General features: G+C 71.8%; 22 protein-coding genes. 11 read left to right on the plus strand and 11 right to left on the minus strand.

What is annotated here, in order from left to right:
- The first annotated feature begins 168 nt into the window (after positions 1–168).
- Complete coding sequence (locus ACZ52C_RS18355) at positions 169–375, plus strand: hypothetical protein (protein ID WP_469075682.1); 207 nt, start codon at positions 169–171, stop codon at positions 373–375.
- Here ACZ52C_RS18355 and istB read toward each other — a convergent pair.
- A complete protein-coding gene (istB, locus tag ACZ52C_RS18360) occupies positions 359–1,816 on the minus strand; it encodes an IS21-like element helper ATPase IstB (RefSeq protein ID WP_469075683.1) in 1,458 nt (485 codons plus the stop codon). The genes ACZ52C_RS18355 and istB overlap by 17 nt on opposite strands.
- A gap of 142 nt (positions 1,817–1,958) precedes the next feature.
- Between istB and ACZ52C_RS18365 the strand changes: the two genes are divergently transcribed.
- Positions 1,959–3,602 (plus strand): DNA repair helicase XPB, encoded by a 1,644-nt coding sequence (locus ACZ52C_RS18365; protein ID WP_469075684.1) that lies wholly within the window; start codon positions 1,959–1,961, stop codon positions 3,600–3,602.
- A gap of 46 nt (positions 3,603–3,648) precedes the next feature.
- On the opposite strand, the gene ACZ52C_RS18370 is transcribed toward ACZ52C_RS18365, so the two are convergent.
- Together ACZ52C_RS18370 and ACZ52C_RS18375 are read right to left on the minus strand one after the other, a co-directional pair.
- On the minus strand, positions 3,649–3,987 hold the full coding sequence (locus tag ACZ52C_RS18370; protein WP_319105195.1) for an SH3 domain-containing protein: 339 nt from the start codon (positions 3,985–3,987) through the stop codon (positions 3,649–3,651).
- Between the two features lie 274 nt (positions 3,988–4,261).
- Entirely contained in the window at positions 4,262–4,459 is a 198-nt protein-coding gene (locus ACZ52C_RS18375) for a hypothetical protein (RefSeq protein WP_469075685.1), read from the minus strand.
- A gap of 291 nt (positions 4,460–4,750) precedes the next feature.
- On the opposite strand from ACZ52C_RS18375, the gene ACZ52C_RS18380 reads away from it, so the two are divergent.
- Entirely contained in the window at positions 4,751–6,811 is a 2,061-nt protein-coding gene (locus tag ACZ52C_RS18380) for a HelD family protein (protein ID WP_469075686.1), read from the plus strand.
- Here ACZ52C_RS18380 and ACZ52C_RS18385 read toward each other — a convergent pair.
- Both ACZ52C_RS18385 and ACZ52C_RS18390 read right to left on the minus strand, forming a co-directional pair.
- Positions 6,808–7,419: a hypothetical protein gene (locus ACZ52C_RS18385; protein ID WP_469075687.1), complete on the minus strand. Its 612-nt coding sequence runs from the start codon at positions 7,417–7,419 to the stop codon at positions 6,808–6,810. The two genes, ACZ52C_RS18380 and ACZ52C_RS18385, sit on opposite strands and share 4 nt — an antisense overlap.
- Before the next feature lie 76 nt (positions 7,420–7,495).
- The gene (locus ACZ52C_RS18390) at positions 7,496–8,752 is read right to left on the minus strand and encodes a trypsin-like serine peptidase (protein ID WP_469075688.1); all 1,257 of its coding nucleotides are present in this window, start codon (positions 8,750–8,752) and stop codon (positions 7,496–7,498) included.
- Positions 8,753–9,080: 328 nt separating this feature from the next.
- On the opposite strand from ACZ52C_RS18390, the gene ACZ52C_RS18395 reads away from it, so the two are divergent.
- Entirely contained in the window at positions 9,081–9,866 is a 786-nt protein-coding gene (locus ACZ52C_RS18395) for an NPP1 family protein (protein ID WP_469075689.1), read from the plus strand.
- Between the two features lie 138 nt (positions 9,867–10,004).
- Here the strand turns inward: ACZ52C_RS18395 and ACZ52C_RS18400 are convergent, their stop codons facing one another.
- Complete coding sequence (locus ACZ52C_RS18400; protein WP_469075690.1) at positions 10,005–10,721, minus strand: copper homeostasis protein CutC; 717 nt, start codon at positions 10,719–10,721, stop codon at positions 10,005–10,007.
- 171 nt (positions 10,722–10,892) lie between these two features.
- On the opposite strand from ACZ52C_RS18400, the gene ACZ52C_RS18405 reads away from it, so the two are divergent.
- Complete coding sequence (locus ACZ52C_RS18405) at positions 10,893–11,243, plus strand: SGNH/GDSL hydrolase family protein (RefSeq protein WP_469075691.1); 351 nt, start codon at positions 10,893–10,895, stop codon at positions 11,241–11,243.
- Between the two features lie 10 nt (positions 11,244–11,253).
- On the opposite strand, the gene ACZ52C_RS18410 is transcribed toward ACZ52C_RS18405, so the two are convergent.
- On the minus strand, positions 11,254–11,931 hold the full coding sequence (locus ACZ52C_RS18410) for a maleylpyruvate isomerase family mycothiol-dependent enzyme (RefSeq protein ID WP_469075692.1): 678 nt from the start codon (positions 11,929–11,931) through the stop codon (positions 11,254–11,256).
- Positions 11,932–11,986: 55 nt separating this feature from the next.
- Between ACZ52C_RS18410 and ACZ52C_RS18415 the strand changes: the two genes are divergently transcribed.
- The 4 genes from ACZ52C_RS18415 (at position 11,987) to ACZ52C_RS18430 (ending at position 16,295) form a co-directional block, all read left to right on the plus strand.
- A complete protein-coding gene (locus ACZ52C_RS18415) occupies positions 11,987–12,709 on the plus strand; it encodes an HD domain-containing protein (protein ID WP_469075693.1) in 723 nt (240 codons plus the stop codon).
- 152 nt (positions 12,710–12,861) lie between these two features.
- Positions 12,862–14,142 carry a Cmx/CmrA family chloramphenicol efflux MFS transporter gene (locus tag ACZ52C_RS18420; RefSeq protein WP_469075694.1) on the plus strand — a complete coding sequence of 427 codons (1,281 nt, stop codon included), beginning with the start codon at positions 12,862–12,864 and terminating at the stop codon, positions 14,140–14,142.
- A gap of 29 nt (positions 14,143–14,171) precedes the next feature.
- Positions 14,172–15,281 carry a GNAT family N-acetyltransferase gene (locus ACZ52C_RS18425; protein ID WP_469075776.1) on the plus strand — a complete coding sequence of 370 codons (1,110 nt, stop codon included), beginning with the start codon at positions 14,172–14,174 and terminating at the stop codon, positions 15,279–15,281.
- 168 nt (positions 15,282–15,449) lie between these two features.
- Entirely contained in the window at positions 15,450–16,295 is an 846-nt protein-coding gene (locus ACZ52C_RS18430) for a hypothetical protein (RefSeq protein ID WP_469075695.1), read from the plus strand.
- Positions 16,296–16,312: 17 nt separating this feature from the next.
- Here ACZ52C_RS18430 and ACZ52C_RS18435 read toward each other — a convergent pair whose 3' ends face one another.
- Entirely contained in the window at positions 16,313–16,591 is a 279-nt protein-coding gene (locus ACZ52C_RS18435; protein WP_469075696.1) for a DUF4031 domain-containing protein, read from the minus strand.
- Positions 16,588–16,971, minus strand: coding sequence for a hypothetical protein (locus ACZ52C_RS18440; RefSeq protein WP_469075697.1), 384 nt, complete (start codon positions 16,969–16,971; stop codon positions 16,588–16,590). The genes ACZ52C_RS18435 and ACZ52C_RS18440 overlap by 4 nt, the downstream gene beginning before the upstream one ends.
- A gap of 55 nt (positions 16,972–17,026) precedes the next feature.
- On the opposite strand from ACZ52C_RS18440, the gene ACZ52C_RS18445 reads away from it, so the two are divergent.
- Together ACZ52C_RS18445 and murQ are read left to right on the plus strand one after the other, a co-directional pair.
- Entirely contained in the window at positions 17,027–17,962 is a 936-nt protein-coding gene (locus ACZ52C_RS18445; RefSeq protein ID WP_319105213.1) for a MurR/RpiR family transcriptional regulator, read from the plus strand.
- 505 nt (positions 17,963–18,467) lie between these two features.
- Positions 18,468–19,367, plus strand: a complete 900-nt coding sequence (gene murQ, locus ACZ52C_RS18450) for an N-acetylmuramic acid 6-phosphate etherase (protein WP_469075777.1) — start codon at positions 18,468–18,470, stop codon at positions 19,365–19,367.
- Between the two features lie 18 nt (positions 19,368–19,385).
- Here murQ and ACZ52C_RS18455 read toward each other — a convergent pair whose 3' ends face one another.
- Positions 19,386–19,802 carry a PIN domain-containing protein gene (locus ACZ52C_RS18455; protein WP_469075698.1) on the minus strand — a complete coding sequence of 139 codons (417 nt, stop codon included), beginning with the start codon at positions 19,800–19,802 and terminating at the stop codon, positions 19,386–19,388.
- Positions 19,799–20,023: a type II toxin-antitoxin system VapB family antitoxin gene (locus ACZ52C_RS18460; protein WP_469075699.1), complete on the minus strand. Its 225-nt coding sequence runs from the start codon at positions 20,021–20,023 to the stop codon at positions 19,799–19,801. The genes ACZ52C_RS18455 and ACZ52C_RS18460 overlap by 4 nt, the downstream gene beginning before the upstream one ends.
- Positions 20,024–20,037 lie beyond the last annotated feature (14 nt).

Consider the following 20,037-nt stretch of genomic DNA (forward strand, 5'->3'; position numbering starts at 1 on the left):
CCGGAGATCACCCGTTCGGGCGTACGTCGGCTTTCATGCAGGCCACGCCCGGTTTCCCCCCTCACGGGCGAGCGCGGACCCTCCGGCGCATCGACTCCCCTGACGCCGGGCAGCCACCCTGTGTCCGATCGAGATCGACTCCTGCGCTCGAAAGGCCCACCCGCACGCATGCGCCCTCTCGCCAAGCTCGCCCCGCGCGTCTCCGCGTCCGCCGCCTCCGCCCTCGTCGCCGCCGTCGCCGTCGTCCTGGTGGGCGCCCTCGCCACCCCGGCTGCCGCGAACCCGCCCCTGCCCCTCCCCGAACTCGGCACCCTCGTCGGCGAGGGCATCGGCGTGGAGGGCCCCCTGATCCAGAACGTCAGCCTGCTGAAGTAGCCCTGCGCAGGCGGTAGCTGTCGCCTTCGAGGTGGACGGTTTCGGCGTGGTGCGCGAGGCGGTCGGTCATCGCCGGGGCGGCCCCGCCGAAGATCTCCTCCCACCGGTCGAGCGGGCGGTCGCTGGTCACGATCAGCGAGGCCCGCTCGTAGCGGTGCGCGATCAGCTGGTAGAGGAGCCGGGCGGCGTCCGTGTCGAAGGGGAGGTAGCCGGCCTCGTCGACGATCAGCAGGGGGCAGGCGTCGAGCGCCGACAGTTCCTCGGCGAGCCTGCCCCCGTCCCGTGCCCCGGCCAGCCGTGCGGCCCACTCCGCCGCCGTCGCGAACAGCACCCGGTGTCCGGCCTGGCAGGCCCGTACACCGAGCCCGATCGCCAGATGCGTCTTGCCGGTGCCGGGGGCGCCGACGAACACCACGTTCCGCCCGGTGTCGACGAAGTCCAGCGTGCCCAGCCGGGCCAGCAGCCGGCGGTCGAACGCGCGCGGGTGCCCCTCGTCGAACTCCTCCAGCAGCTTCCGCGCCGGAAACCCGGCCGCCCGCACCCGCGCCTCGCCCCCGGCCCCGGCTGCCGTGTCGACCCCGGCCCCGGCCCCCACTCCGACTCCGACTCCGGGCGCGGTCGTGTGCGGCGCCCGCCGGGCCTCGTACGGCACCAGCCGTGTCCCGCCCCGGGTGAAGCGGGTCTCCCGCCTCTCGCGGCCGTCGAGCCGCTCGCGGTTCTCGTACGACGTGGCCTGGGCCGGGATCGGCAGCGGCGGCGGCGGCCGGAGCGTCACGGGGGCGGGGGCCGGCGCCGGCTCGCCGTGGTCCGTCGGCGCGACCGGCCCGCGCGGGCCCTGCGGCGGCTTCGGGGCGTGGGACGGGCCGTGGTGGGATCCGTGGCCCTTGTCCTCGCGCAGCATCGGCCCCGACATGTACGCGAGGAGGACCGCCGAGGCGATGAAGGCCATGTGGATCACCGTGCCCCACAGCAGGGCGTGGTGGGAGGTGTGGTGGACGTCCACGAACATCTGGAGCAGATGCACGGAGGAGATGCCCACGATGGCGGTGGCGAGCTTGACCTTCAGTACGTTGGAATTGACGTGCGAGAGCCACTCGGGCTGGTCGCGGTGGCCCTGGAGACCGATGCGGGAGACGAAGGTCTCATAGCCCCCGACGATCGTCATGATCAGCAGGTTGGCGATCATGACGACGTCGACCAGTTTGAGCACGGCGAGCATCACATAGGTCTCGGTGGCGCTCCCGCTCACGCACCGGACGATTAACGTCCACAGCTCGTTGAAGAACTTGTAGACGTACACCCCCTGTGCCGCCACCAGACCGAAGTACAGCGGCGCCTGGAGCCAGCGCGTGGCGAACAGGGCGTAGCCGAGCGTGGTGCCCTGCGGGGAGACGGACGGGGTGACCGGGTCGGCGCCGTCGGTCGGGGTGGGTGGGTGCACGGTTCGCATTCTTCGGAACCGTTGCCGCAAATCTGAATTCCAGCCACTCATCGGAATGAATAGACATCCAATAGGACTGGAGGCCTGTCAGGGGGAACGATCAGGCACACTGGACGTTTGGCCGAATCGAAAGGTGTCGCGCGTGAACGGTCCCCTCATCGTCCAGTCCGACAAGACACTGCTTCTGGAAGTCGACCACGAGCAGGCGGACGAGTGCCGTCGGGCCATCGCGCCCTTCGCCGAGCTGGAGCGGGCGCCGGAGCACATCCACACCTACCGGGTGACGCCGCTCGGGCTGTGGAACGCGCGGGCCGCCGGGCACGACGCCGAGCAGGTCGTGGACGCGCTGGTGCAGTACAGCCGCTACCCGGTGCCGCACGCGCTGCTGGTGGACGTCGCCGAGACGATGGACCGGTACGGCCGCCTCACCCTCTCCAAGCACCCGACGCACGGTCTCGTGCTGACCACCACCGACCGGCCGGTGCTGGAGGAGATCCTGCGGTCGAAGAAGGTCGCCCCGCTCGTCGGGGCCCGCATCGACCCCGACACCGTCGCCGTGCACCCCTCCGAGCGCGGGCAGATCAAGCAGACCCTGCTCAAGCTGGGCTGGCCCGCCGAGGACCTCGCCGGGTACGTGGACGGCGAGGCGCACCCGATCGAGCTGGCCGAGGACGGCTGGGCGCTGCGGCCCTACCAGAAGCAGGCGGTGGAGAACTTCTGGCACGGCGGCAGCGGTGTCGTCGTCCTGCCGTGCGGGGCCGGGAAGACGCTGGTCGGCGCCGGGTCCATGGCCCAGGCGAAGTCGACGACCCTCATCCTCGTCACCAACACCGTCTCCGCGCGGCAGTGGAAGCACGAGCTGGTGAAGCGGACCTCGCTGACCGAGGAGGAGATCGGGGAGTACAGCGGGACCCGGAAGGAGATCCGGCCGGTCACCATCGCCACCTACCAGGTGCTGACGACCCGCCGGAAGGGCGTCTACCCGCACCTGGAGCTGTTCGACTCCCGTGACTGGGGCCTCATCGTCTACGACGAGGTGCACCTGCTGCCCGCGCCCGTCTTCAAGTTCACCGCCGATCTCCAGGCCCGCCGCCGGCTGGGGCTGACCGCCACGCTCGTCCGGGAGGACGGGCGCGAGTCGGACGTGTTCTCGCTGATCGGGCCCAAGCGGTTCGACGCGCCCTGGAAGGAGATCGAGGCGCAGGGCTACATCGCGCCCGCCGACTGCGTCGAGGTCCGGGTGAACCTGACCGACTCCGAGCGGCTCGCCTACGCCACCGCCGAGCAGGAGGAGAAGTACCGCTTCTGTTCCACCACCGCGACCAAGCGGAAGGTGGCCGAGGCGATCGTCCGCCGTTTCGCGGGTCAGCAGATCCTCGTCATCGGCCAGTACATCGACCAGCTCGACGAGTTGGGCGCCCACCTGGACGCGCCGGTGATCAAGGGCGAGACCAGCAACGCGCAGCGCGAGAAGCTCTTCGACGCGTTCCGGCAGGGCGAGATCAACGTCCTCGTGGTGTCGAAGGTCGCGAACTTCTCCATCGACCTGCCCGAGGCGACCGTCGCCATCCAGGTCTCCGGCACCTTCGGCTCCCGCCAGGAGGAGGCCCAGCGCCTCGGCCGCGTCCTGCGCCCCAAGGCCGACGGTCACCAGGCCCACTTCTACTCCGTGGTCGCCCGCGACACCATCGACCAGGACTTCGCCGCCCACCGCCAGCGCTTCCTCGCCGAACAGGGCTACGCCTACCGGATCATGGACGCGGACGAGCTCCTGGCGGAGGGCTGAGGCCGGGGCCGGTGACCGGTCTCGGTCACCGGCCCCGGTGCCGGTCCTAGTGGAAGTCCCTGGAGACGACCCAGCCCTTCTTCTTGCCGGCTTTGCCGTAGTACCAGTTGTAACCGTTCTTGTACGTCTCGCAGTACACGCGCACATCGGTGCCGAGTTCGAGGAACTTGACGTCCTTGTACTTGTAGCCCGGGCCCGACTGCATGGTGGTACCGGCGTAGTTGTTGACCATGTAGGTCGCGTCCTTGATGTTCTTCGTGCACGCGGACGAACCGACGGCCGCGGAGGCGCTCGGCGCGGCCACGAGGGTGACGCCGAGGGCGAGTGCGGTGGCGGCGGTCAGGCCGCTCACCGCCGTGCGCAGCCGATGCGAGGCGAAACGCATGAAGAGTCCCCGTTCCTTGATCGATTGGGCTTGATCGATTGAGCTTGTCGATCATGCTGCCACATCGAATCTTTGCGTCTGTGACGGGGGTTGAGGCTGAAGAGGGGGCGGACGGTGCGTGGCGTCGAGGACGAAGGCCGCCTTGAGTGCGGGCAGCGGGAACCACGTCCTCGGGCCGGAGACCGGGCCGGAGATCTGGCCGACGATCGGGCCGAAGGTCCTCGGGCCGGAGAGAGGCATGGGTGATCAGCGGGTCACGCGCGAGGGCCGGCGTTCACCGGCGGCGTACGCCCGCTTCCTCCGCGTACTCGCCGAGGACGACGACGCCGAAGGCGGCGCTCGCGAAGACCTTGACGGCGCGCAGGGCGTCGGCGAGTCGGTGACGGTTGTGGTGGTCGTCGAGGCCGGTCGCGCCGGGCGGCGGACCGGGTCGGCCGGAGGCCGAGGCTGGGATGAAGGTCGCTGCACTCATGTCTCCATGGTGGAACGTCCGCCTGGGGAACGCGTCGGTCTCCGGAGTGAATGCCCTGTGCCCTCGGCTCCCTCTCAGGTCCAGCCCTCCCGTAATACCGGCGGCGTACGAACCCCCTAGGGGTACGGCGGGATCACCGAAAAAAATCCGTTGGCCTCCGCCCCCTCCCCTCACCTACACTCTCCGCTCTTGCCCGCCTCCCATCCGTGGAGCGCCGCCGCCCGGACGGAAACCGGTCGGTCACCGCCGTCAGGCGTACCCCCAGCTCCCGCAGGCCCCGGAGGCACCCCCTTGTCCGCGCAGCCCACCGCCGACCCCGCCGCGCCCGCCGACCCCCTCTCCCGCGAGCGCTCCCATCTCGCCGCCTCCCGTGCCGCGCTGCGGACCATGCGGGAGGACGTGGAGGCGCTGGACATCAAGGACGTCACCGCGAACTGGGTGAACGCGGAGGTGTTGTCCCGCCAGATCGAGGAGCGGATCAAGGCCCTCGCGGACCTCAGCCACACCCCGCTCTTCTTCGGCCGCCTCGACTATCTGCACGCGCCGGGCGCGGAGCAGGCCGAGGGGGCGGAGGGGGAGAGGTTCTACATCGGGCGCCGGCATGTGCACGACGCGGACGGCGATCCGATGGTCATCGACTGGCGCGCCCCCGTCTCGCAGCCGTTCTACCGGGCCTCGAAGACCGACCCCATGGATGTGGGGCTGCGGCGCCGCTTCGGGTACACCGGCGGTGAACTCACCGCGTACGAGGACGAGCACCTGTCCGACCCCGCCGAGGCGGCGGCCACCAGCAAGCTGCTCCAGCAGGAGATCGAGCGTCCGCGTGTCGGCCCGATGCGGGACATCGTGGCGACGATCCAGCCGGAGCAGGACGAGATCGTCCGCTCGGACCTCTCCGGCAGTCTCTGTGTGCAGGGCGGTCCCGGCACCGGGAAGACCGCCGTCGGCCTGCACCGGGTCGCCTACCTCCTGTACGCCCACCGCGAGCGGCTGTCCCGTACCGGCACCCTCGTGATCGGGCCGAACCGGTCCTTCCTGCACTACATCGAGCAGGTGCTGCCCGCGCTGGGCGAGCTGGAGGTCAGGCAGGCGACCGTCGACGACCTCGTCGCGCATGTCGAGGTGCGGGGCACGGACGACGCGGCGGCGGCCGTCGTCAAGGGCGACGCCCGCATGGCCGAGGTGCTGCGGCGGGCCGTACGCGCGCACGTCACGCTGCCCACGGAGCCGGTCGTGGTCGTCCGGGGTTCGCGTCGCTGGCGGTTGCCGGCGTACGAACTCGAGGGGATCGTGCGGGAGTTGCTGGACCGGGACATCCGTTACGGGGCCGCGCGGGACGCCCTGCCGCAGCGGATCGCGCACGCCGTGCTGGTGCAGATGGAGCGGTCCGGTGAGGCGCCGGACGACCGGGTGCAGGACGCGGTGGCGCGCCACGCGGCCGTGAAGGCGGCCGTCAAGGCGATCTGGCCGCCCGTCGACCCCGCGAAGCTCGTCATGCGGCTGCTCTCCGACGCGGACTTCCTGGCCGAGCACGCGGACGGGATCCTGAGCGAGGAGGAGCGGAAGACCGTCCTGTGGGCGAAGCCGGCGCGGAGCGTGAAGTCGGTGAAGTGGTCGGCCGCCGATGCCGTGCTGGTCGACGAGGCCACCGACCTGGTGCAGCGGACGCATTCGCTGGGGCATGTGGTCCTCGACGAGGCGCAGGACCTCTCCCCGATGCAGTACCGGGCGGTGGGCCGCCGTTGCACCACCGGCTCGGCGACGGTCCTCGGTGACCTGGCGCAGGGCACGACGCCCTGGGCGACGCGGAGTTGGGAGGAGGCGCTGGCCCATCTGGGCAAGGCGGAGGCCCATGTGGAGGAGCTGACGGCCGGTTTCCGCGTCCCGACCGATGTGATCACGTACGCCTCCCGGCTGCTGCCGCACATCGCGCCCGGTCTGACGCCGGTGGCGTCGGTCCGGGAGAACCCGGGCTTCTTCGACGTACGGCCGAGCGCCGGCGACTTCGACGTGGTCGCGGCCTGCGAGGAGTTGCTCGGCAACGAGGGGTCGGTCGGCCTCATCGCCGCCGACCTCCGTGTCCCCGCGCTCGCCGAGGCGCTGACGGCGGCGGGCATCGCCTACCTGGCCCCGGGTGAGGAGACGACGCGCGAGATCCGCCTCACCCTGGTCCCGGCCTCTCTCGCCAAGGGCCTCGAATACGACTACGTGGTACTGGACGAGCCCCGGGCGGTGATCGACGCCGAACCGGACGAACGCACGGGCCTGCGCCGCCTCTACGTGACCCTGACCCGAGCGGTCTCGGGCCTGATCGTGACGCACGCGGCCCCGCTGCCGGAACAGCTCGACTAGCCGGCGTCCCGTCCGTCCCGCACGTCCCCTGGCTCCCCTGCATCCCCTGCCTTCCCTCCGTCCCCTGCGTCCCATCGGGCCCGGTCGTCCGGGGTGTGCGGGGAGGCGAAGCGGAAGGGGACCGAGAGACGGGCGGCCAGGGCTCGGCCGCAGCGGCCGGCGGCCACGGCCGACGGGTGGCCCATGACCCGGTCCTTCTCCTCCCCGAGGTACCGCTCGGCCGTCGCCCGGTAGAGGGTGGCCAGCCGGTGTTCACCCGCCGGGTCGGCGGTGAGGGCCAGCAGCTCCACGAACCAGTCGTGGAACGTGTCGCCGTCCCAGACCGCCTCGATCGCGGTGACGCGGCCGGGGCAGCCGGCGGCGAGGGCGGCCAGGGAGTCCGGGTCGAGGGGGCTGTCGGGGGTGCGGGCCACGCGGTCTCCGTGGTGGAGATAGCGGTCGTTGACGACGTGCTGGGCCTCGACGAGCCCCAGGCCGAGGGCCCGGCCGGCGGTGAAGACGACGCGGATCGCCTGGAAGCCGGCGTCCTGGAGGACGTAGCCGTCGACCTGTTCACGGATGCCGGCGGGCAGCCGTTCCCACCACTCGGATGTGTTCGACGCGTTCATGATGCCAAAGGTACGAGGACACGCGCCGGCCCCCGGCGACCGAGGTCGCCGGGGGCCGGTCGGGCGTGGTGCGGGCCTACTTGAACTTGTTGCTGGTCGCCAGGTAGACCTGCTTCGCGTTCTTGCCGAGGCGCGGCCCGGTGATGAACGTGGAGCGGTCGCTGAGGGAGTTGTTGGAGACCAGGTAGGTGCGGCCCTTGTAGGACATGAACCAGGGGCCGCCGGAGGCGCCGCCGTTCATGGTGCAGCCGACCATGTACTGGGCCGGGTAGTCGCTCGGGTAGCTGTAGCCGAGGACGAAGCGCTTGGTGGCGCCCTGGCAGTGGTACATCTTGGAGCCGTCGTACGGGGCCTCGGCCGGGTAGCCGCGCACCTTCATGTTCTTGACCTTGTTGGCGGCGGGGGCGTTGAACCACACCGGCAGCGCCGAACCGAGGCGCTCCTCGAGGGACTTGGCGCCCTTCTCCGGCTTCACATGCAGCACCGCGTAGTCGTACGCGGCGGCCACGGTGCCCTGGCTCGCGGCGCCGCCCTTGATCCAGGGGCCGGAGGTGGTGGCCCAGTCGGCCCAGGCGATGCCGTACGGGGAGACGTTGCTCGCGCGGTAGTTGGCCGACGCCTGGCTGATGTTCAGCTTGCCCGTGTTGTTGAAGGACGGGACGAAGGCGATGTTGCGGTACCAGCCGCCGCCCTTGCCCGCGTGCACGCAGTGTCCGGCGGTCCACACGAGGTTGGACTTGCCCGGGTGCGCCGGGTCCTTCACGACCGCGGCGGAGCAGACGCTGGACCCCTGGGGGGTGGTGAAGAAGAGCTTGCCGACCGGGGGCGCGTACTTGTGGTAGGTCGCCTTGACCCGGCTGGCCTTCTGCTTCTTGACCTTGCCGTCGGGCAGCCAGACCTGGGTGGTCTTTCTCGAACCGGTGGCGGTGTTGCCGGCCTCGGCGACCGCCGGCAGGTCGGGCAGGTTCTCCTTGGCCTCGGCGATGCGCTCCGGCGTCCAGAAGTTCTCGATGTACGGGTTGGCGAAGTCCTCCGCCTTGGAGGCCCAGTCGCCGCTGAAGTCCTGCCAGCCACCGTCCTTCCACTTCTGCAGCGCGTCACCGGTCAGCTCGGTCGGCACGCCCTCGGGGAGCTTGAAGCCGCCGATGGTCGTGTCACCGCCGCTCTCGTTCTCGCCGGTGTCGATGTTGTCGCCCGCGTCCGCCTGGGCGGTCGTGGAGTCGGAGGCCTTGGCCCCGCTCTCCTCGGTCTTGTTGCAGGCGGTGGTAGTGACCATGACCGCGGCGATCACGGCGGCAGCGGCCGTGAGGCCGCGGCGGCGTATGAATGGCATGGAGCCCGTCCCCGTGTGATGAAACTTGTCATGCCCCCGCTTGGCTGGGGCGGAGACCACTATGCACGCGCGCGGGCGCCCGATGATCGCCGGGAGGCCCTTCACGGCGACTTCGCACACAACAACTACGTGGCGGATATCTACCTGTGATGTGGCGGGTCCGTATCCATCGGTCGAGGCAGGGCCCAACGCACAGGTTCTTCACAATGATTGATTCGTCATCACTCCGACACCTCCGGCCCCTTGTGCACTACCCGCGAGTAGCGCCAATCTGACCTGCGCATGCCATGGCGCTCGCCATCCCTCGCGGCAGGCTCAGGAGGTCGCAGTGAAGACAGGTTCGCGCACCCGCGCTTCGCGTCGTTTCCGCAGATCCGCCGTGGTGCTCGGCGCCACCGTCACCCTGGTGGTCGGCGTCGCCGGCAGCGCGTTCGCGGCGCCGCCCGCCGCGCTGCCCGCCAACGCGGAGGCTCTGGAGACGACTTGGCAGCCGGCGTACGACTACGACACGGACGGCTGCTACTCGACACCGGCGATCGGCCCGACCGGTACGGTCAACGGCGGCCTGAAGCCGACCGGTTCACTGAGGGGCGACTGCCGCGACCAGTCCGACCTGGACAACACCAACGGCTACTCGCGCTCCAAGTGCAACAACGGCTGGTGCGCGATCATGTACGACCTCTACTTCGAGAAGGACCAGGCCGTCGCCGGCAGCGGCATCGGCGGCCACCGGCACGACTGGGAGCACGTCGTGGTCTGGGTGCAGAACGGCGCTGCCCAGTACGTGTCGACCTCCGCCCACGGCGGCTTCACCGTGCACGCCGCGTCCTCGGTCCGCTGGGACGGCACCCACCCGAAGATCGTCTACCACAAGGACGGCATCCGGACGCACTGTTTCCGCCTCGCGGGCTCCAACGACGAGCCGCCGGAGAACCACGAGGGCACCTGGCAGTACCCGCCGCTCGTCGGCTGGAACGGCTACCCCGCCGGCATCCGCGACATCCTCGTCTCCTACGACTTCGGCAGCGCCAACTTCGGTCTCAAGGACGGAAGTTTCACCTCCAACCTCACCAAGGCCATGCCGTCGGGGATCTCCTTCGACCCGAACGCGTGACCCCTGCGGGGGGCTTGGCCGGGGGGTGCGGTGGCCTCGGGGTGCGTCGTCGGGTGCGACCGGGTGGGGCTTCTCGCGCAGTTCCCCGCGCCCCTGAAAAAGCGGGGCCGCGCTTCTGCTTTTTCACCCACCCCGTGCTCAGCGTGAAGCCGTCGCGCGGCCGATGCGCACGTCCAGGGCCGTACGCCAGGCGCGTACGGCCTCGGCCTCGACCGGCGCGGTCCAGCCCCCGGGACGGGCCGCGCCACCGATGTGGAAGGCGTCGATCCGGGCGGCGCGCAGCCGGGAGAGGTGGCTGAGGCGGAGACCACCGCCGATCATGAGGCGTTGCGTGTAGCCGGGGTCCCCACGTCTCACGGCCTCCGCCAGCAGGACCGGCACACCGTCGTCCACGCCCCGCGCCGACCCCGCCGTCAGATAGGTGTCCAGCCCCGGCAGGTCCGCGAGCTGCTTACGCAGGGCGTCCCGGTCGGCGGCACGGTCGATCGCCCGGTGGAACGTCCACGGCCGCCCGTCCAGCTCGGCGACCACCCGTTCCACGGCGTCCAGGTCCGGTCCACCGTCCTCCCCGAGGAACCCGAGCACGAACTCCTCCGCCCCGGCGGCCCGCATGTCGCACGCGATCCGCACCAGCGCGTCCACCCGCCCCGCCGCGAACCCGTCCGCGAGCCGCAGCATGACCCGTACGGGGATGTCGACGGCCGCCTGCACCTCCACGAACGTCGCGACCGTCGGGCTGAGCCCGTCGGCCGCCATGTCCGCCACCAGCTCCAGCCGGTCGGCACCTCCGGCCTGGGCGGCGACGGCGTCCTCGGCGTCGAGGGCGATCACCTCCAGAAGCGCGCGCGTGGTCATGGGGCCCCTTCCGTCGGGCTTCGCGTGACGACAACAGGTCTAGTCCAATTTACCAACAACCCGCACCGTTGGATGCGATCGTCACGTTCAGCACGCGGTCGACCACTGTCCGCGTCTACCCTCGATCCGGCGCGCAACAACAAGACCGGCTGTCCGAGAGGGAGTTGCCCCATGCCGAAGCAGGGCATCAAGGCCCGGTCGCCGAAGGCCCTGATCCTCGTCTTCGGCTACCCGCAGGCGCTGTCCACGACCGGTACGTGCTCCCCGGTCGAGCTGAGCGCCACGAAGCGCGCCGGGATGAACGGGCCGGCCGACGCGCTCGCGGAGGGCGGGCGGAAGGCGGCGGCCGACGCGGGTGTCCACTTCGTCGACATGCGGGGGCAGTTCACCGGCCACGGGGCGTGCGGCACGGACCCGTGGATCCACGGACTGAACCTCACCGAATCGGCCGCGACCTTCCACCCGAACACGGCGGGCCAGGACAAGGGCTACGCGGCGAGGTTCAAGTCGCTGTGGGGCTGATCCCCGGCGCTCACGCGTAGAGGTTCAGCTCGGCCTCGGTGGCGCCCGCCAGCTCGTACGACGTACCGGTCGGCGGGCGGCGCCCCGAGTAGAGGCGTACGAGGGTGGGGGCGTCGCCGATGTAACGGGCGGGCGGGGCGTCGCCGCTGGGGGCGCCGAGCAGCAGGGGTGTGTCGGTGTCGTCGAGGTCGGCGTGCAGCGGGCGGGTGCCGCGGACCCGGGTGAGGTGGGTCAACAGCTCGACGGCGAGGCCGAGTTGGGGGCCGCCGTACGCTCCGGGCAGGCCCCACGCCTCTCGGACGTCACCGGCGTGCACCCACTCGCCGAGGGCGAGGCCGTCCAGGGAGCCATCGGCCTCGGCGATGACCGGGCCCGCCTCGGTCATGCCACGCTCCAGCTCGTCCACGATCCGTGCGACGGGCCACTCGTGCCGCTCGGCGATGTCGCGGTCGTTCGCCTCCGGGCTGAACACGCCCTTCTCGAACCGGCCCTCCACCACGCGGGACAGCGCGGCCGCGCAGTGCGCCAGCACGTCCCGCACACTCCACCCCGGACAACAGGTCGCCGCCCCGAAGTCGCCCTCCGGCCGCGCCCGCAACAGCGGCACCAGCGCGTCCCGCTCCCCGGCCAGCAGCCGCGCGGGGAGTCCGGGGTCCCGTACATCGTGCGTATCAGCCACAGTCGTCATGCCCTCCACGCTAGAGGGAGAGGGCCGCTGAGTGCACACACGGCACAATGCGTGCATGCCCGACCCCGAGACCACGCCCGAGACCCCCGGCCCGCCCGGTGTCGACGAGAGCCGGCGTACGGCCCTGCGCCACCGCTGGCTGCCCGCGCTGCTGTCGGCGCGGGACGGGGCCTGCGATCCCGCGCCGCTCCCGTACGCCGACGCCCTGATCGCGCGGTGGGCCGAGCCGCAGCGGAAGTACCACACCCTCGACCACCTCACGGCGGTGCTGGACCGTATCGAGGTGCTGGAGGACCACGCGGCGGACCCGGACCTCGTCCGGCTGGCCGCCTGGTTCCACGACGCGGTGTATCTGCCGGAGCGGTCGGAGAACGAGGAGCGGTCGGCGCGGCTCGCGGAGCGGGCGCTGCGGGAGGCGGGGGTGCCGGAGGAGCGGACGGCGGAGGTGGCGCGGCTGGTGCGGCTCACCGTCACGCACGATCCGGCCGACGACGACCCCAACGGGCAGGTGCTGTGCGACGCGGACCTCGCGATCCTGGCGTCACCGCCGGCGGCGTACGCCGCGTACGCCGCCGCCGTACGGGAGGAGTACGGCTTCGTCCCGGACGACGCGTTCCGCACGGGCCGCACGGCGGTGCTGCGTCAACTCCTCGACCTGCCACGGCTGTTCAGGACGCCGTACGGACAGCGGGAGTGGGAGGACCGGGCCCGGGAGAACCTGCGGTCGGAACTGGCGGAGCTGACGGCACCGACAGGGCGGACGGGAAACCACGGCTGACAACCGACGGGCTGACAACCCACGACTGACAACCGACGGGCTGACAACCCACGGGCTGAGAACCGACGGCTGAGAACCGTCAGCCGTCTCGGTCGGTGGGACGAGCGGCACGTGGGGGAATGCGGTCCCGAGGGAGCCGGTTGCCCAGGGATATGCCCTCTTCCGCCGCCGCTCCTGACCCCGCCGCCCGCTTCCGCGTACCCCTGTCCGTCTACGTCCTCGGTCTCGCCGTCTTCGCGCTCGGGACCAGCGAGTTCATGCTGTCGGGGCTGTTGCCACCCATCGCCGAGGACATGGACGTGTCCATTCCCCGGGCGGGGCTGCTGATCTCGGCGTTCGCGGTCGGGATGGTCGTCGGGGCGCCCCTGCTGGCCGTGGCGACCCTGCGGCTGCCGCGCCGCACGACCCTCGTCAGCCTGATCACCGTCTTCGGCCTCGGACAGATCGCCGGCGCCCTCGCCCCCACCTACGCCGTCCTCTTCGCCTCCCGGATCGTGAGCGCACTCGCCTGCGCGGGGTTCTGGGCGGTCGGGGCGGCCGTGGCCGTCGCCATGGTGCCCGTCAACGCCCGTGCCCGCGCCCTGGCCATCATGATCGGCGGCTTGTCGATCGCGAACGTGCTGGGCGTACCGGCGGGCGCGTTCCTCGGGGAGCACTTCGGATGGCGGTCGGCGTTCTGGGCGGTGGCGGTGGCCTCGGCGATCGCGCTGGTCGGCGTCGTCACGCTCGTCCCGGCCATCCCGCTGCCCGACGAGCGGCCCCGGCTCGCCCAGGAGGTCCGGATCTACCGGGACGGACAGGTGTGGCTCTCCATCGCCGTCGTGGCGCTCGCCGCCGGTGGCGTCTTCTGCGCGTTCAGCTATCTCGCGCCGCTGCTCACGGACGTCTCCGGCCTGGACGCCGGCTGGGTGCCGACGGTGCTCGCGCTGTTCGGGATCGGGGCGCTGATCGGCACGGCGGTCGGGGGCCGGTTCGCGGACGCGCACCTCTTCGGGGTGCTGCTCAGCGGGACCGCCGCCTCCACGGTCCTGCTCGTCGCCCTGGCGCTGCTCGCCCAGTACGCCGTCGCCGCGGTGCTCCTCTCCTTCCTCCTCGGGGTGTCCTGCTTCTACACCGCCCCCGCCCTCAACGCCCGCCTGTTCAACGTCGCCGGCGCCGCCCCGACCCTGGCCGGTGCCACCACGACCGCCGCGTTCAACCTCGGCAACACCGGTGGCCCCTGGATCGGCGGGGTCGTCATCGACGCGGGCCAGGGCTTCGCCGCCACGGCCTGGGCGGGCGGCGCCCTCACCGCGGCCGCCATCGGCACGACCGCCGTCTCGCTCCGTCTGCACCAGCGGACGCGGGCCTCCCGCCGGGTGGCCGGGAGCAGTGACAGCGCCGACGCGGGCGCGGGTGCGGGCACCGTAAATCCGGTACGTACGAAGGCCTGAGCCCACCTATCCTCACCGCCATGCGACACATGGGTGGGGAACAGGTGCGGGAAGCCGTCGAGCACAGCCTCGCGGTGCTGGGGGCGGTGGCCGAACGGGACTGGAAGGGCGTCAAGGCCGGGCGGCTGGACTGGGACTGCCGGGAGACCGCCGAGCACATCGCGTCCGACCTGATCGCCTACGCGGGGCAGTTGGCGGGGCGGCCGACGACCCGCTGGGCACCGTTCGAGATCGAGATGTCGGAGTGCGAGAACAACGCCGACCTGCTGGAGGTGATCCGGACGACCGGCGCCCTGCTCACCGCCGTCGTCCGCACCACCCCGCGCTCGGTCCGTGCCTTCCACCCGTACCCGTTCCGCGCCGCCGACCGCGACGGCTTCGCGGCGATGGGCGTCGCCGAGGTGCTGCTGCACACGCACGACATCGTGGAGGGTCTCGGGCTGCCGGTGTCCGCGGCCGTGCCGCCCGCCGGGCTCGGACTGCCGGAGACCGTGCTCGCCCGCCTCTTCCCGCACGTCAGACCCGGTGACGACCCCTGGACGACGCTGCTGTGGGCCACCGGCCGGGGCGATCTGCCGGGCCGGGCGCCCGTCACGGAGTGGAAGTGGAGCAACCCGTTGCACATCGACGCCGAGCGGCTCGTCCTCCAGGGCGTGCACCCGGCCGCCGCGGCCGATCTCGCCGAGGGCGGCACCGGCGGCTTCGACTGGATCGTGGGCGGCCCGGTCGACGGGACCCGGGTCGGCGCGGGCCTGGTGTTCCAGGCGTACGAGGCGGGGGTGCACCGGCCGGAGTGGGGCATGTTCGTGCTCGTGCGCAGGGAGGACGGGCTGGCCGTCGGCGCGCTCGGCTACCACGGGGCGCCGGACGAGGAGGGCCGCGTCGAGATCGGGTACGACCTGGTGGAGGGGGCGCGCGGGCGCGGTTACATGACCGAGGCGGTGGGCGCGCTGACGGCCTGGGCGCGGGAGCGGAACCGGGAGCAGGGAGATGTACGGTCGCTGTTCGCGGTCGTCGAGAAGGCCAACACCCCTTCGCAGAACGTGGTTTCGCGCGCCGGATTCGACAAGGTGAGCGACGACTGGGGTGACGGGGAGGACGGGGAGCAGTTCGCGTACGAACTCCGTCTGCGCGCCTGACGTACGCCGGGCCCAACCGCTCCGGTTTCTTGCCGTATCCCCTGTCCGGGGCCCTGTCGCAGTCCCGATAATTCGGTCACGGCGGCGCGAATGCCGTCATCGCGGCGCGAAAGCGTCGTGCGCGCTCGCGTGCGTCGGGGGCGCGCGTCGGGGGATCGGGGGATCGCGATGAGTCAGCCCACACCGCCGCCGGGGCCTCCGGTGCCGGACCCGGACGGCGATCACGGACGCCGGAGCGTCCGTATCGCCATGATCAGCCTGGTCGTCAGCAGCGTGCTCACGGTGATCGGCTTCGTGGTGACGGCGACGACAGCGGACAGGGGCGGCGGCTCGAACGGCGGCACGACCGGCGGCACGACCTCCGGCACGACCTCCGGCGGCACGACCTCCGGCAGCACCACGACAACAGGCGGGACGGACGGCGGCGACACGGAGGGCACCGATTCCGGCGGCACGGCGGGCGCGACCGCCGGCGGCACGGACACGAGCGGGACGGACTCCGGCGGCACGGACTCCGGTGCCGACAGCGGCGGCGACGACAGCGGCGGCGACGGAAGCACCGACGACGGCCTCACCACCGCCGAGCGCGACCTGCGCGACTCGCTCAACGACAGCCAGTGGACGCGCGAGAGCTGCGTGAGCGAGATCGCGCCGGGCTCCGACGCCGCCGTGACCTGCACGGTGACCACGGAGAGCGTCACCATGGGCGAGGTCACGACGAAGGCGAGCGTCGCCGTGTATCCGTCCCGGAGCAAGCAGCAGGAGGTCTACCTGGCCTACGGCGGCACCCTCCAGGAGGGCGACTGCTCACAGATGTGGAACGTGCGCGGCTCCTGGTACGAGTCGGACTCCGGCGGGCCCACCGGCGACATGTCCTGCTACACGCCCAACGGCACCCAGTACGTGATCGTCTGCACCTACTACGACCGGAACGCCATCTTCCAGGTGATGGGAGGCGACCCGAGGACCCTGATCACCTGGTGGAAGGGGATGGAGCCGGTCTTCGTCGACTGACCGTACGGGCCGTGCCCTCAGGCCGAAGCCGCCGTCCCCCGCCGCTTCGGCCGGCGCAGCCCCGCTGCCGTCAGTCTGCGCAGCAGCTCCTTCGACCCCACCTCGACCGCACCCGCCCGCACGACCTCCGCGTACCGGTGGGACGGGATGTCGTAGTGGTCGCGCTCGAAGGCGCGCTCGGGGACGCCCGCCTCCCGGGCGAACGCGTGCAGTTCGTCGAAGGACACGTCGCTCACGAGGTGGGACCACATCCGCCCGTGCCCCGGCCAGGTGGGCGGGTCGATGTAGAGGGTCACGAGGACGCCGCCCCGCCCAGCGCGCCCAGCGCCGCGACCCGCACCCCCGCCTTGTGACACACCCACTGCGGATCGGGCCCGAGCTCCGGCTCCACGTCGAGCGCGTGCGGGTCACCGTCACCGCAGACCGGGCACAGGGGCCAGCGGCCGTACCGTTCGAGCAGGGCGTCCTGGACGTCCTGGGCGACGAGCCCGGCGACGTACTCCGCGCCGTCCGGCCACTGCTCGACCCACCAGCGGCGCTGTGCGACGGAGTCCTCGACCATCGAGACGATGTCCGCCTCGGCGACCTGCCCGGACACCAGATCGGCGAGCACGAGGGCACGGGCGGCGTGCAGCGTCTGCTCAAGGGTGCTCACGGGGTCACTACCGGTACTCATGCATCCATTGTGCGGCCCTTGACCATCCACCCCGGCGGAAAATATCTTTCAAGATGTGAGCGATGACGTGAAGGAAATTTTCTCCCCGGCGTCCACCACGGCCGCGCCGCCCGCCCCCGCCGCCCTCGCGGCGAAGGTGCGGACGCTGGCGCCCTCCATGACCCGCTCCATGCAGCGCGTCGCGGAGGCCGTGGCGAACGACCCGGCCGCGTGCGCGGCGCTCACCGTCACCGGCCTCGCCGAACTCACCGGCACCAGCGAGGCGACGGTGGTCCGCACCGCCCGCATCCTCGGCTACCCCGGCTACCGCGACCTGCGCCTCGCCCTCGCCGGTCTCGCCGCCCACCAGCAGTCGGGCCGCGCGCCCTCGGTCACGGCCGACATCGCGGTGGACGACCCGCTGCCCGACGTGGTGGCCAAGCTCGCGTACGACGAGCAGCAGACCCTCGCGGACACGGCGGCCGGACTCGACATGGGCCAGCTCGGCGCGGCGGTCGGAGCGCTCGCCGGGGCCCGGCGCATCGATGTGTACGGGGTGGGGGCGTCCGGGCTGGTCGCCCAGGACCTCACGCAGAAGCTGCTCCGCATAGGGCTGATAGCCCAGGCGCACAGCGATCCGCACCTCGCCGTCACCAACGCGGTGCAGCTCCGCGCGAAGGACGTGGCCGTGGCGATCACCCACTCCGGCTCCACGGGTGACGTGATCGAGCCGCTGCGGGTCGCCTTCGACCACGGGGCGACGACGGTCGCGATCACCGGCCGCCCCGACGGCCCGGTCTCCCAGTACGCCGACCACGTCCTGACCACGTCCACGGCACGGGAGAGCGAGCTGCGACCGGCGGCGATGTCGTCCCGGACGAGTCAACTGCTGGTCGTGGACTGCCTGTTCGTCGGCGTAGCGCAACGGACGTACGAGTCGGCCGCGCCGGCACTGTCGGCATCGTACGAGGCGCTGGCCCACCGGCATCGGATCGGGGGCCCCTCGCGGTAGCCGGGCCGACGCCCACGAAGTCCGCGCCGACCGCCTGGACCACCGGGGCGTCCCCCGGACCACCGAGGCGTCCACCCCGAAGGCACAGTCGCTCCACCGCACGGAATGAGTCGCCATGCCCCCCACCCCCCGGGAAACCTCCGCCCTCCCGCCCTCCACCGACCTTCCGCTCCCCACCGACGCCCCGGCCGCTTCCGACCTCCCCGGTACGCCCGGCGGCCTCCCCGGTACGCCCGGCGGCCTCCCCGACGCCTCCCACCGTCCGAGCAGCCCCGCCGTCCCCAACACCTCCGACGTCCCCGATCCCTCCCGGCTCCCGGACTCCGCCGCCCTCCTCGGCAGCTCCGGCCTCCCCGACGGCCCCGGCCTCCCCGACGGCCCCGGTCTCCCCCACGGCCAAGGCCTCCCCGACCCCTCCGGGCTCCCGGACGCCTCCGCCCTCCCCGACCCCTCCGGCCTCCCCGACGCCCTCGCCCTCCCCAACCACCTCGCCGTCCGGGCCGAGTTGGAGTCGTTGACGACCGAGGCGTTCCGGCCGGAGCTCGCCGACATCGATCAGCTTCCGACGCTCGACATCGCCAAGCTGATGAACACCGAGGACGCGGCGGTGCCGACGGCCGTGGCCGCGCAGTTGCCGCTGATCGCGGCGGCGATCGACGCGATCGCGGAGCGGATGGGCCGCGGCGGCCGGCTGATCTACGCGGGCGCCGGGACGGCGGGCCGCCTGGGCGTGCTGGACGCGTCCGAGTGCCCGCCCACGTTCAACACGGCCCCGACGCAGGTCGTGGGCCTGATCGCGGGCGGCCGGGAGGCCATGGTCACCTCGATCGAGGGCGCGGAGGACTCGGCGGACCTGGCCCGCACCGACCTCGACGCCCTCGCCCTGACCCCCGACGACACGGTGGTCGGCGTCTCTGCCTCGGGCCGCACCCCGTACGCGGTGGGCGCCGTGGAGCACGCACGCGCGGCCGGCGCGCTCACCGTCGGCCTGTCCTGCAACGCGGCCAGCGCCCTCGCCGCGGCGGCCGAGCACGGCATCGAGATCGTCGTCGGGCCGGAGCTGGTCACCGGCTCCACCCGCCTCAAGGCGGGCACGGCCCAGAAGCTCGTCCTCAACATGTTCTCGACGATCACCATGATCCGCCTGGGCAAGACCTACGGAAACCTGATGGTCGACGTCCGGGCCACCAACGACAAGCTCCGCGCCCGCTCCCACCGCATCGTCGCCCTCGCCACCGGCGCGACGGACGACGAGATCGAGAAAGCCCTCACCGCCTCGAACGGCCAGGTCAAGAACGCCATCCTCACCATCCTGAGCGGCGTCGACGCCCCCACGGCCACCCGCCTCCTGACAGAGAACGAGGGCCACCTGAGAGCAGCCCTGGCGACGGCGATGTCACGCTGAGACGCGCGCGGCGGCACCCTACAGCGGCCCCTGATGCACGTTGAGCTGCCTCAGTTCGACCGCCAGGCGAGCAGCTGTCACGAAGTCCCTGTCGTCGTGCAGGACGACCAGACCGTGGTGAGCGGCGGTGGCACAGATCTGGAGATCGACCGCGGACAGCGCCTGGTGCTCCCCTCGCTCGGCGGCCCTCAGCTGGAGACCGCCGATCCAGTGGTGCGCGTTCTTCGGGACGGAGATGTCGTCGTAGAGCTCCGTGAACATCGCGCTGTAGGCCTCGTACTCCTTGAGGCCGCGTGCCGACCGGAGGAACTCCGCCCGCTGCGGGTAGCACGACCGGATGTCGCCGTCCATGACGATCGGGCGCCAGGCCTCATGCAGATGCCGATTCCGGAGCAGGCGCCGCAGGGCCGACGAGTCCAGCAGGTAACCGCTCACGTGCGGTGGGCCTCCTTGTCCGCGCGGTGCGCGGCCTCCGCCCCCTCGATGTCCCACTCCTGGGCGAGCTCGAAGTACTTGTCATAGGCGGCGGCACGCAGCAGCCGCAGGTTGTACTCCTCCAGCGCCTTCGCGACCGCGGCGGTCTTCGTCCGGTGCCCGCCCAGACGCTTCGCGGTCTCCAGCGCCTCGTCGTCGATATCGATGTGCGTCAGAGACATGCCACCCTCCACCC

It is taken from the genome of Streptomyces sp. NPDC034049, from assembly GCF_055575575.1.

Bases quoted from the DNA above. Each gene is read 5' to 3' on its own strand.
- ACZ52C_RS18355 (WP_469075682.1), top strand. From the start codon at position 169: ATGCGCCCTCTCGCCAAGCTCGCCCCGCGCGTCTCCGCGTCCGCCGCC.
- ACZ52C_RS18370 (WP_319105195.1), bottom strand. From the start codon at position 3,987: ATGCGTTTCGCCTCGCATCGGCTGCGCACGGCGGTGAGCGGCCTGACC.
- ACZ52C_RS18375 (WP_469075685.1), bottom strand. From the start codon at position 4,459: ATGAGTGCAGCGACCTTCATCCCAGCCTCGGCCTCCGGCCGACCCGGT.
- ACZ52C_RS18385 (WP_469075687.1), bottom strand. From the start codon at position 7,419: ATGAACGCGTCGAACACATCCGAGTGGTGGGAACGGCTGCCCGCCGGC.
- ACZ52C_RS18390 (WP_469075688.1), bottom strand. From the start codon at position 8,752: ATGCCATTCATACGCCGCCGCGGCCTCACGGCCGCTGCCGCCGTGATC.
- ACZ52C_RS18400 (WP_469075690.1), bottom strand. From the start codon at position 10,721: ATGACCACGCGCGCGCTTCTGGAGGTGATCGCCCTCGACGCCGAGGAC.
- ACZ52C_RS18405 (WP_469075691.1), top strand. From the start codon at position 10,893: ATGCCGAAGCAGGGCATCAAGGCCCGGTCGCCGAAGGCCCTGATCCTC.
- ACZ52C_RS18410 (WP_469075692.1), bottom strand. From the start codon at position 11,931: ATGACGACTGTGGCTGATACGCACGATGTACGGGACCCCGGACTCCCC.
- ACZ52C_RS18415 (WP_469075693.1), top strand. From the start codon at position 11,987: ATGCCCGACCCCGAGACCACGCCCGAGACCCCCGGCCCGCCCGGTGTC.
- ACZ52C_RS18420 (WP_469075694.1), top strand. From the start codon at position 12,862: ATGCCCTCTTCCGCCGCCGCTCCTGACCCCGCCGCCCGCTTCCGCGTA.
- ACZ52C_RS18425 (WP_469075776.1), top strand. From the start codon at position 14,172: ATGGGTGGGGAACAGGTGCGGGAAGCCGTCGAGCACAGCCTCGCGGTG.
- ACZ52C_RS18430 (WP_469075695.1), top strand. From the start codon at position 15,450: ATGAGTCAGCCCACACCGCCGCCGGGGCCTCCGGTGCCGGACCCGGAC.
- ACZ52C_RS18440 (WP_469075697.1), bottom strand. From the start codon at position 16,971: ATGAGTACCGGTAGTGACCCCGTGAGCACCCTTGAGCAGACGCTGCAC.
- ACZ52C_RS18460 (WP_469075699.1), bottom strand. From the start codon at position 20,023: ATGTCTCTGACGCACATCGATATCGACGACGAGGCGCTGGAGACCGCG.